At 34.7% G+C, this 10,579-nt stretch carries 7 protein-coding genes and 2 tRNA genes; 8 read left to right on the top strand and 1 reads right to left on the bottom strand.

The window, feature by feature from the left end; genetic code table 11:
- The first annotated feature begins 17 nt into the window (after positions 1-17).
- The 7 genes from AB3H90_RS12345 to gor all read left to right on the top strand — a co-directional run bounded on the left by AB3H90_RS12345 (position 18) and on the right by gor (position 7,206).
- Positions 18-91: transfer RNA gene (locus tag AB3H90_RS12345), tRNA-Pro, on the top strand.
- Between the two features lie 59 nt (positions 92-150).
- Positions 151-224: transfer RNA gene (locus AB3H90_RS12340), tRNA-Arg, on the top strand.
- A 130-nt stretch (positions 225-354) separates the two neighbouring features.
- Entirely contained in the window at positions 355-825 is a 471-nt protein-coding gene (locus AB3H90_RS12335) for a CtsR family transcriptional regulator (protein ID WP_034700167.1), read from the top strand.
- 6 nt (positions 826-831) lie between these two features.
- On the top strand, positions 832-3,312 hold the full coding sequence (locus tag AB3H90_RS12330; RefSeq protein WP_010720716.1) for an ATP-dependent Clp protease ATP-binding subunit: 2,481 nt from the start codon (positions 832-834) through the stop codon (positions 3,310-3,312).
- Positions 3,313-3,504: 192 nt separating this feature from the next.
- Positions 3,505-4,428 carry a peptidase U32 family protein gene (locus tag AB3H90_RS12325; protein ID WP_014834383.1) on the top strand — a complete coding sequence of 308 codons (924 nt, stop codon included), beginning with the start codon at positions 3,505-3,507 and terminating at the stop codon, positions 4,426-4,428.
- An 18-nt stretch (positions 4,429-4,446) separates the two neighbouring features.
- The gene (locus tag AB3H90_RS12320) at positions 4,447-5,688 is read left to right on the top strand and encodes a U32 family peptidase (RefSeq protein WP_010720714.1); all 1,242 of its coding nucleotides are present in this window, start codon (positions 4,447-4,449) and stop codon (positions 5,686-5,688) included.
- 171 nt (positions 5,689-5,859) lie between these two features.
- Positions 5,860-7,206, top strand: a complete 1,347-nt coding sequence (gene gor / locus AB3H90_RS12315) for a glutathione-disulfide reductase (RefSeq protein WP_053765987.1) — start codon at positions 5,860-5,862, stop codon at positions 7,204-7,206.
- A gap of 109 nt (positions 7,207-7,315) precedes the next feature.
- Here the strand turns inward: gor and AB3H90_RS12310 are convergent, their stop codons facing one another.
- The gene (locus AB3H90_RS12310; protein WP_242697219.1) at positions 7,316-8,749 is read right to left on the bottom strand and encodes a helix-turn-helix domain-containing protein; all 1,434 of its coding nucleotides are present in this window, start codon (positions 8,747-8,749) and stop codon (positions 7,316-7,318) included.
- 371 nt (positions 8,750-9,120) lie between these two features.
- On the opposite strand from AB3H90_RS12310, the gene AB3H90_RS12305 reads away from it, so the two are divergent.
- Positions 9,121-10,542, top strand: a complete 1,422-nt coding sequence (locus AB3H90_RS12305) for a helix-turn-helix domain-containing protein (protein WP_368016804.1) — start codon at positions 9,121-9,123, stop codon at positions 10,540-10,542.
- Positions 10,543-10,579: the final 37 nt, after the last annotated feature.

The following is a 10,579-nucleotide window of genomic DNA, read 5'->3' as shown; positions in this document are numbered from 1 at the left end:
AGTCTTTTTTATATTTTCGGGAAGTAGCTCAGCTTGGTAGAGCACTTGGTTTGGGACCAAGGGGTCGCAGGTTCGAATCCTGTCTTCCCGATTTTTTATTTTTATTGATTTTTATAGAAATGTATTTTATAATTTAAATGAACTGAATATGCGCCCATAGCTCAACTGGATAGAGTGTTTGACTACGGATCAAAAGGTTAGGGGTTCGACTCCTCTTGGGCGCGTTAATACGGAATCCTGCATTCCGTATTTTTTTATATTTTTAATGATTTCTAAGGGAAAAGTCTTTCTTCTTTCTTTCTGATATTAAATTCGCTATAATTAAGGTCAATATTAGTCAAAGGAATGAGTAAGATGGCGCATCAGAATACCTCGGATTTAATTGAATCATATATAAAAAAGTTTTTAGAAAAAAATGAAATGATTGAGATTCGCAGGATTGAACTGGCCGACCTCTTTAATTGTGTACCTTCTCAAATTAATTATGTGATTAATACTCGTTTTACGATTCAGCGAGGTTATTTGGTTGAGAGTAAACGTGGCGGTGGTGGCTACATACGGATTGCCAAAGTAAGAATTTCTGATAAAAGGCATATGTTGGAACAAGTGAATCAGCTATTCAATGAAACGATTAGTGAAAAAAATGCTTTTGCAATCATCCAAAAATTATATGAGGACCAAATTGTTACTAAAAAAGAAGGCAATTTAATGCTGAGCGCAATTGCCAAAAATACACTGAATGTAGATGGTGGTCTAGAAGATTATGTTCGTGCTCGAATTCTTCGAGCATTTCTTGAACGATTAAGCTATGAAGATGGGAAGTGAAGATGAATGGAAGAACTTTTTACGCAAAGAGCACAATTAGTATTAGAAATTGCACAAGATGAAGCAAAAAAGTTTAAGCATCAGTCTGTTAGTTCTGAGCATATTTTGTTGTCATTGGTTATTGAACCGAATGGAATTGCTGGGAAAGTACTACGTGAAGTTGGATTAACTGAAACAGACATCTACGAAGAGATTGAGCATTTGATTGGCTACGGTACAATGACTTCATATCCTCAAGGAACCTTTTTACCTTATTCGCCACGCATGAAACAAATTTTTGCATTGGCAAATAGTGAAGTAAGAAAAATGGGTGCTCAAAAAGTGGGAACGGAACATATCTTGTTGAGTATGCTAAGAGATGAAAGTATCATGGCTACTCGGATGATGATCAATTTGGGAATCAGTTTAACGAAAGTCCGACAATCTTTGAAACAAAAAATGGGCATAAAAAATGATAGCCGTAATAATAGTATCCGTCGTAAAAACCCACAAGAAAAGCGTCAAATGGTAAAAGGTACTCCAACGTTAGATTCTTTAGCAAGAGATTTGACGAAGTTAGCGAGAGACGGAAAACTTGACCCAGTTGTTGGGCGTTCAAGAGAAGTAAAACGCTTGATTCAAATACTTAGTCGCCGAACTAAAAACAATCCTGTATTAGTAGGGGAACCTGGTGTTGGTAAGACAGCGATTGCTGAAGGTTTAGCCCAAAAAATCGTGATGGGTGAAGTTCCTGAAGAGATGCAAGAAAAACGCTTGATGATGTTAGACATGGGGTCTTTAGTAGCGGGAACAAAATACCGTGGAGAATTTGAAGACCGTATGAAAAAGGTGATTGATGAAATCTATAACGACGGTCAAGTCATTTTATTTATTGATGAGTTGCATACCTTGATTGGTGCCGGTGGTGCAGAAGGGGCAATTGATGCATCTAATATTTTGAAACCTGCTTTAGCTCGTGGAGAATTACAGACGATTGGTGCTACAACGTTAGATGAATATCAAAAGTACATTGAAAAAGATTCTGCCCTTGAACGACGCTTTGCTCGAATTCAAGTAGATGAACCGACACCTGAAGAAGCAGAAGAGATTTTACGTGGTCTTCGTTCAAGATATGAAGAGCATCATGGTGTAGAAATCACTGATGATGCGATAAGAGCTGCGGTTCATCTTTCTGTACGCTATATCACTTCTCGTCAATTACCTGACAAAGCAATCGATTTGATTGATGAGTCAGCTGCTAAGGTACGCTTAGATCAAACAGATGATCTTTCGGAATCTACAGTAATTAAGTTGGAAATCGAACAATTAGTCAAAGAAAAAGAACGAGCAATCCAAAAACAAGACTTTGAAATAGCAGCACAATTGCGAAGACAAGAAAAAGCATTACACAAAAAATTAGTAAAACTATTGATACTAGAAGAAAAGCAGGAAAATGGTTATGCTGATCGTGTGACTGAAGAAGATGTAGCCACAGTCGTTTCTGAATGGACAGGTGTTCCATTACAACAACTGGAAAAGAAAGAAAGTCAGCGTTTATTGGAATTAGAAGCACTTTTACATGAACGTGTTGTTGGACAAGATGAAGCAGTCAAAGCAGTATCAAGAGCAATTCGTCGGGCTCGTAGTGGGTTAAAAGATCCAAATCGACCAATTGGCTCCTTTATGTTCTTAGGACCTACAGGAGTTGGTAAAACGGAACTTGCCAAAGCTTTATCGGAAGTGATGTTTGGGGACGAGAATTCCTTGATTCGGGTTGATATGTCTGAATTTATGGAAAAATACAGCACGAGTCGGTTGATTGGGTCACCTCCGGGCTATGTTGGGTATGATGAAGGTGGACAATTAACAGAAAAAATTCGACAAAAGCCCTACTCTGTCATCTTATTAGATGAAGTAGAAAAAGCCCATCCAGATGTATTTAATCTGTTATTACAAGTACTAGACGATGGCCATTTAACAGACTCTAAAGGTCGGAAAGTTGATTTTAGAAATACGATCATGATCATGACTTCCAATATTGGTGCAACCCAAATTCGAGAAGAAAAAAACGTTGGCTTCAATGTCCAAGACATTACCAAAGATCATAAAGCCATGCAAAAGCGTATTTTAGAAGAATTAAAGAAAACATTCCGTCCAGAGTTCTTGAACCGGATAGATGAAACAGTTGTCTTCCATTCATTAAGCAAGGATGAAATCCACTCCATTGTTCAAATTATGAGTCGAGCAATCGTCAAACGTTTGAAAGAACAGGATATCCAAGTGAAGATTACTCCGGCAGCAATAGATGTGATCGGAAAAGCTGGTTTTGATCCTGAATATGGCGCTCGTCCAATACGAAGAGCGTTGCAAAAAGAAATAGAAGATCGCTTAAGTGAAGCATTATTAGGTGGAGAAATCCATTTAGGCGATCAAGTGACAGTGGGAGCCTCCAAAGGAAAAATCACTTTGAATGTACGTCTTCCAAAAAAGTATGTAGTTGAATCATAGGAGTTAAAAAAGAAGTGAGAGAATTTTGTTCCACATAACGATTGAAGGTTATGGGCAAAAGGCTCTCACTTTTTTATTTTTTTTACTTTTTTTCTTGTGAATTTAAATTCAAAAATCCACCAATAAATGTAAGAAGTGTTGGCAACTTTTTTAAGCTATGCTACTATTATGGAGTTGTAGGAGGAGGAAATGATGATCGAAATCATAACTACGGTAGAAACTTTTGAACAAGCAAAAGAATTACTTGAAGCAGGAACAGATACTTTGTATTTTGGCGAGGAACTATTTGGTTTACGATTACCTGCGTCGTTTACAAGAGAAGAACAACGTCAATTAGTTGAATTGGCGCACACATATGGTAAAAAAGTAAATATTGCGATGAATGGGATTATTCATCCTGAAAAAATGAAAAAAGTACCTGAATATCTACAATTCCTGAAAGAAATTGGGGTAGATCAACTGACAGTAGGTGATACAGGTATCATATACACCATGAAGAAACATCCAGAATGGCGTATTCCCTACATTTTTGATGCAGAAACGTTAGTTACTAGTGCTAGACAAATCAATTTTTGGGCGAAAAGAGGAGCTGTTGGAGCTGTTTTAGCTAGAGAAGTTCCTTTTGAAGAAATGAAAGCCATGGAAGAAAAACTAAATGTTCCGGTAGAAATTCTAGTGTATGGTGCTACTTGCATTCATCAATCAAAACGTCCTTTATTGCAAAATTATTATCATTTTACCAAACAAGAAGAGCGAGTAGATCGTGATCGGGGTTTGTTTATTTCAGAACCTAAGAAAGACGACACACATTATTCCATCTATGAAGACACTCATGGGACCCATATTTTTGCCAGCAATGACATCAACCTGTCAAAAGAATTAGGGTTATTGTATCAACATCAGTTCCGTACATGGAAACTTGATGGTTTATTTACCCCAGGAGAAAATTTTGTAAAAATTACCAAAGCATTTGTGGAAGCGAAAGAACAAATCCTTGCAGGTACTTGGAATGAAGAAAGTGCTGAAATATTAAGCAAAAAGATAAGTGAATTACATCCTCAAAATCGTGAATTAGATACTGGCTTCTTCTATATTGATCCTGAAGCCATCAAGTAAGGAGTATGACGAGAAAAAATGACAACAAAAAGAAAATTGAAACGACCCGAAGTCTTAGCTCCAGCTGGGACACTTGAAAAATTAAAGACAGCGATTCATTATGGCGCAGATGCAGTCTATATTGGCGGAAATGCTTATGGACTAAGAAGTCGCGCAGGTAACTTTACCTATGAAGAGATGGCTGAAGGCGTAGCTTTTGCAAAAGCACATAACGCAAAAGTATATGTTGCTGCAAATATGGTGACACATGAAGGAAATGAAGAAGGTGCTGGGGAATTTTTCCGTCAATTACGTGATGTCGGAATTTCTGCCGTAATTGTTTCAGATCCAGCGCTGATTGAAATATGTGCGACAGAAGCACCGGGCTTACCGATCCATTTATCGACACAAGCATCTGCCACTAACTTTGAAACTCTTGAATTTTGGAAAGAAGAAGGATTAGAGCGTGTCGTTTTAGCTCGTGAAGTTTCTATGGAAGAAGTGGCTGAGATTCGTAAAAATACGGATGTGGAAATTGAAGCCTTTATCCATGGTGCGATGTGTATTTCTTATTCTGGCCGTTGTACCTTATCTAATCACATGTCAATGCGTGATGCTAATCGTGGGGGCTGTTCACAATCTTGTCGTTGGAAATATGGATTATTTGATATGCCTTTTGGCCAAGAAAGAAATCATCTGACAGAAAACGGCGAAATAGAAGAAGAATTTTCAATGAGTGCAGTAGATATGTCGATGATCGAGCATATCCCGGAATTGATTGAAAATGGGGTAGATAGCTTTAAGATTGAAGGAAGAATGAAATCAATCCACTATGTATCTACAGTTTCTAATGTTTATAAAGCTGCGGTCGACAGTTATATGGAAGACCCTGAAAATTATGTCTGCAAGCAGGAGTGGATTGATGAGTTATGGAAAGTGGCACAACGGGAACTTGCTACAGGATTTTATTACAATACACCAACAGAAAATGAACAATTATTTGGGGAACGTCGTAAGATCCCTGTTTATAAATTTGTAGGTGAAGTAATGTCTTATGATGAAAAAACCAAAATTGCAACGATCCGTCAACGAAATCTATTTTCTGTGGGAGATGAGATCGAATTTTATGGTCCAGGATTCACTCATTTTAGCCAAACGGTTGAGGTAATGTACAATGAAGAAGATGAATCCATTGACCGGGCACCAAATCCGATGATGATTTTAACTATGCCAGTGACACAACCTGTAAAACCAGGAGATATGATTCGGAAAAGAAAATAAAAGCATACGCTAATCAATCGAATAAAAATAAAGCATCAAAGTTATATTATCTGTTTAAACGTGTTAAACTTATTTTTTGTAAGGATAAAAAGAGTAGAGAAGAAATTTTTCTTGAAAATTTATCCAAAGTAAGAAGAAAAGCAAGCATCTTCTTAAATTAGGAGGCATAGCATGAAAACGTATGATTATATAGTTGTCGGTGGTGGTTCTGGAGGGATCGCCTCTGCGAATCGTGCCGGAATGCACGGTGCAAAAGTTTTATTAATTGAAGGAAATGAACTTGGTGGGACTTGTGTGAATGTTGGTTGTGTACCCAAAAAGGTAATGTGGCAAGCCAGCACGATTCTAGAAACAATGGAACGAGATGCTTCAAGTTATGGGATCCAAGCAGATGTAAAAAAAGTAGATTTTAGAGAGTTAGTTGAAAAGCGTGAGAAATATATTGACTTTTTACATGGTGCGTATCAACGTGGCTTGGATAGTAATCAAGTGGATGCAATTAAAGGATATGCTACCTTTATAGACAGTCAAACCGTGGAAGTAAATGGGGAAACCTATCAAGCAACAAAAATTCTGATTGCAACTGGTGGTAAGCCTAGCAAAATGACGATCCCTGGTGGCGAATATGCAATTGATTCAAATGGCTTCTTTGAGATGACAGAATTGCCAAAACGGACAATTGTTTTAGGAGCAGGTTATATTGCCGCAGAACTTTCTGGTGTTTTACACGGGCTAGGTAGTGAGGTAATGTGGGCGTATCGAAAAGAACGTCCATTACGAACTTTTGATAAAATGCTATCTGATAACTTAGTTGAGATGTATCAAGAAGCTGGGATCAAAACTTACGCTGGACATATAGCTAAAGAAATCATCAAAAACGACAATGAGTATACAGTTGTATTTGAAAATGGTGAACGACTCTCTGGTGATTGTGTATTGTTTGCAGGAGGTCGAGTGCCTAATACCGATCAATTAGGATTAGAAAATACCCAAGTAAAATTAGATGAACGTGGTTTTATAAAAGTTGATAAATATCAAAATACCACAGATCCACATATTTTTGCGGTGGGAGATGTGATCGGTAAAATTGATTTGACACCAGTGGCAATTGCTGCAGGTCGCCGTTTATCTGAACGGCTATTTAATGGGAAAGAAAATTCTTATCTAGACTATCACTTAGTACCAACAGTTGTATTTACCCATCCACCAATTGCAACGATCGGTGTAACAGAAGATGAAGCATTGGCTACCTATGGAAGTGATCAGATCAAAGTTTATCGTTCACGATTTACACCTATGTATTTTGCATTGAATGACTATCGTCAAAAATGTGAGATGAAATTGATTTGCGTAGGAGAAGAAGAAAAAATCATTGGCTTACATGCAATTGGTATTGGTGTCGATGAAATGTTACAAGGTTTTGCTGTTGCAATTAAAATGGGCGCGACAAAAGCAGATTTTGATGATACGGTCGCTATCCATCCAACTGGTGCAGAAGAGTTTGTTACTATGCGATAGAAAGTATAACTATAGTGCGAGTCCAAAGTTAGTTTTTAGACTAACTTTGGACTCGCACTATAGTTTTATGCTGTGATACCGATGTTAAACGAGCAATGATGTAACTCCCTTATGCATAAAGAAGTTCTTTTAGGTTGCTCCAAAAAGCAGAAGTGGGAATTTTTGATATTTTTAACATATTAGTCGAGATCTTCGTTTGATTTAGCTCGATATCAGTTAAAATTAGGTCATATTGATTGATTTTCACATAATCAACAGAGAAAATATTTTCTTGATACATATCAATTTTATATAACGACGGAAATTTTTTTAACAGCAGTTGTTTATAGAAAGACAAAATCCGTTCTTCCTGATAAGAAACAATGACGATGGATAAATGTTTTTTATAAGGAAGGAGTGTTGATAATAATTGTGGAGATAATGTAATCAGTTCTAAAAATAATTCTTCATAAAGTAATTGGTTTTCTTTGATTTCAGTCAAACCGGCTTGTTCGATTGACTTTTCATAAGCTGATAATAGTTTTTCTGATTCTTTGATAAATGTTTGTGATAAAAGATCTATGTATGTCGTCTTAAAGGATTGCAATCGTTCATTAAAATGGATAAAGTCATTTAGTCTTTGTATGTCATTAGGAGATAAGGTAATATCTATGCCCATATAACGATAAAAACTATGAACTAAATTTTGTAATTTCTTTTGCTCCATTAATTCATCATTTTTTGAATTAAAAAAATATAAATGACTATATGAACTTAATAGGTTATGGACATTTGACTTTGTAATACTAAAATTATATTTCTTTTCAATGATCGAACAAAGAACGGTACTTTTTGTCAATAAGTCAAAAAATAATCGTTCACTTTCGGTTTCTTTTTTTAAAGGGTAATCAATTATGTGTCGTTGTCCGATACGAATAATGGACGTATAAAAATAGTAACTATTTAAAATTAACTTATATGTACTTACTGAAGAAAACGTATGGTTTTTATTATGATAACGTTGTAACAAGTCAAATATATAGTCAAAATGTGGTAGTTGCTGCGGGGTATAAATTTCACGAAACATGCTACAAAAAAAATGCCGTATAAAACTTTCGTCACCTGTAATTTGTAACTGAGAAGCAACTTTGATCATGATTGGCCAGTTTCTTTCAGAAAAATATTCATTGATTTTAAAAATAATTCGCCGAATACTGGTTTCACTTAAAAATAATGTTTCAGCGAGTTTTGACAAAACAGGTTCATTAATAAAAATCGTTTTTAAGATTTGAACGTTCGTAGAATGATTTAGTATTTTTTTGATTAAGTCTTCCAGATTCATATCATTAGGCATTTTTAATGTTATGATTTGATACTGATCAATTTTAACGACAACAGGTGAATAGGTGTGGTTAAAAAAAACAATGTCACTTAATAATGTTTTTTTTGTCACATTTAATTGCTTTGTTAGCGTGTTGCACTCAATTGATGACATACCCAGAAGTAATGCTAACTTGACTTGTCTTTCTGAAGTTTTTTCCAGTATATTAAGTTCTTTCATCATCATTTTGGATTTCAAAATCTTAGAAATCGCTTCCTCCCACCTTTCTCTTATGGTATATAAATTATTTTATCATATATTTTTGTTATGTTAGTGTTTTTTTTATAAATTTCTATACTTGTTTTTTATTAACTTTATAGTAAATCGTTAATGGTTATTTGTTACATTGGTTATTATTGTATTTAGTTATTGTTATTTAAAAAATGGAATAGATATATTCTATATGATTGGATTTTTAAATTTTATATTTTAACACAATTCAAATATTTTTGAGAACTTAAATTTCTAAAACTAGAAAAAAACATACGGGAAATTAAAGGAATTGACTGTACGATACTCTTACATGATGTTTAATAGAAGGGAGTTTTGTACTTATGGGGTTACTTGAAAAGCAATTAGAAAGGCAAGTTACCTTACTTTATTTGTTAAATACTAGGTCTTCCAATCTTAACAAACTAGCAAGGAAGCTGACAATTACCGATAAAACACTAATTGCTGATATTGAACACTTCAATGATTCCTATTTTCCTGTTCATATTGAGGTAAATAATCACAAAGAAGTAAGTTTGACGATACCGAACAATGTCAATTTAGATGATATTTTTGTTAAAATACTGAATAATTCAATTAATGTCAAAATACTAAAATACATAGTCATATACGAACCAACACTAACTGAAATTTCTCAATCTTTATTTTTGAGTAAAACAAGTATTCGCAGGATTGTGTCAAAAATAAACAATTATTTTTTTACAGAGACCATAAATATTCAGATCGATTTACAAGCAAAATTAATGGTAGTTGGCAATGAAACGGAAATTAGACGTTTATTTGCATGCATGTTTAAAGAGATGTATCGAATACAAGAGTTTGCTTATTTTGATTCTATCTATCAATTAATACGTAGGTGTCTCAAAGCACAAAATAAAACGGCTAGTGCTCCTAAAATTATTTATTCGGTGTATTACATTTTTCTTTCGATCATTCGTATAGGTCACAAGCACTTTGTACCGGAAGATGAGTTGGAGAATAAAGAAATGGTTGTCACTGAGCTTTTAACAGTAATTCAAAAAGATACGGTCTTTACAACGTTGATGAGTCAAAAATATAAGTTTAATGTAACTAGAAATAATGTAGCAAATGTCTTAAGTTCCTATTTCGGCTTGCTCTTTACAACAGATACTAATCGCCAGACAATCATGCCTAAGAAAATTGAAACTTTTCTTACTCATTTTTATTATTTACTTAATATTGAAGGATCGGTCAGTAAAAGAACCATCGACTACTTATCTGACTTTATCAATTTTTATAAAGAATTAATGATCTTTAAAGTCAGTTATGCGGATATATTTTATCAAAAAGTGATGCAAAACAATCCTAAGATTTGGCAAGCGTATCATCATTCGCTAGAAGTTGCAGAACTGAGCTTTATTGAAAAAAGTGAATTATTACATAAAGACTTATTTTTGGAATTACTTATTTCTTCCAATCAATTAGTACATATGATCGAACCACAAGTGAAAGAAAAGTCGATTCTGGTTTTAAGTACACAGGAAATTGGTGTTGCTTTACTTTATAAAAATATTATTTTAAACAAGTATCCTTTTTTTAAGAAGATTGATATTTATGAACAAGATATCTTTTCAATTGATTACCAGGTGTTGAATCAATATGACTTGATACTAACAGATCTCTCCCTGAATTTTGAACGAATCAATGCGGATATTTTAAAAATTTCAAAAGTGCCAACGCCAATTTTTTGGTCGAATTTTGAGGCGTGTTTATATTCTTCCTAAGGACAACTTTTACGAGTGCCATCTTTTTTTATTTTTT

The organism is Enterococcus sp. C63 (genome assembly GCF_040887215.1).
Taxonomy (GTDB): Bacteria; Bacillota; Bacilli; order Lactobacillales; family Enterococcaceae; genus Enterococcus_B; species Enterococcus_B hirae.
The sequence above is the reverse complement of the archived record's forward strand: the minus strand, read 5'-3'. Positions and strand labels throughout refer to the sequence as shown.

Bases quoted from the DNA above. Each gene is read 5' to 3' on its own strand.
- AB3H90_RS12335 (WP_034700167.1), top strand. From the start codon at position 355: ATGGCGCATCAGAATACCTCGGATTTAATTGAATCATATATAAAAAAG.
- AB3H90_RS12330 (WP_010720716.1), top strand. From the start codon at position 832: ATGGAAGAACTTTTTACGCAAAGAGCACAATTAGTATTAGAAATTGCA.
- AB3H90_RS12325 (WP_014834383.1), top strand. From the start codon at position 3,505: ATGATCGAAATCATAACTACGGTAGAAACTTTTGAACAAGCAAAAGAA.
- AB3H90_RS12320 (WP_010720714.1), top strand. From the start codon at position 4,447: ATGACAACAAAAAGAAAATTGAAACGACCCGAAGTCTTAGCTCCAGCT.
- gor (WP_053765987.1), top strand. From the start codon at position 5,860: ATGAAAACGTATGATTATATAGTTGTCGGTGGTGGTTCTGGAGGGATC.
- AB3H90_RS12310 (WP_242697219.1), bottom strand. From the start codon at position 8,749: ATGATGAAAGAACTTAATATACTGGAAAAAACTTCAGAAAGACAAGTC.
- AB3H90_RS12305 (WP_368016804.1), top strand. From the start codon at position 9,121: ATGGGGTTACTTGAAAAGCAATTAGAAAGGCAAGTTACCTTACTTTAT.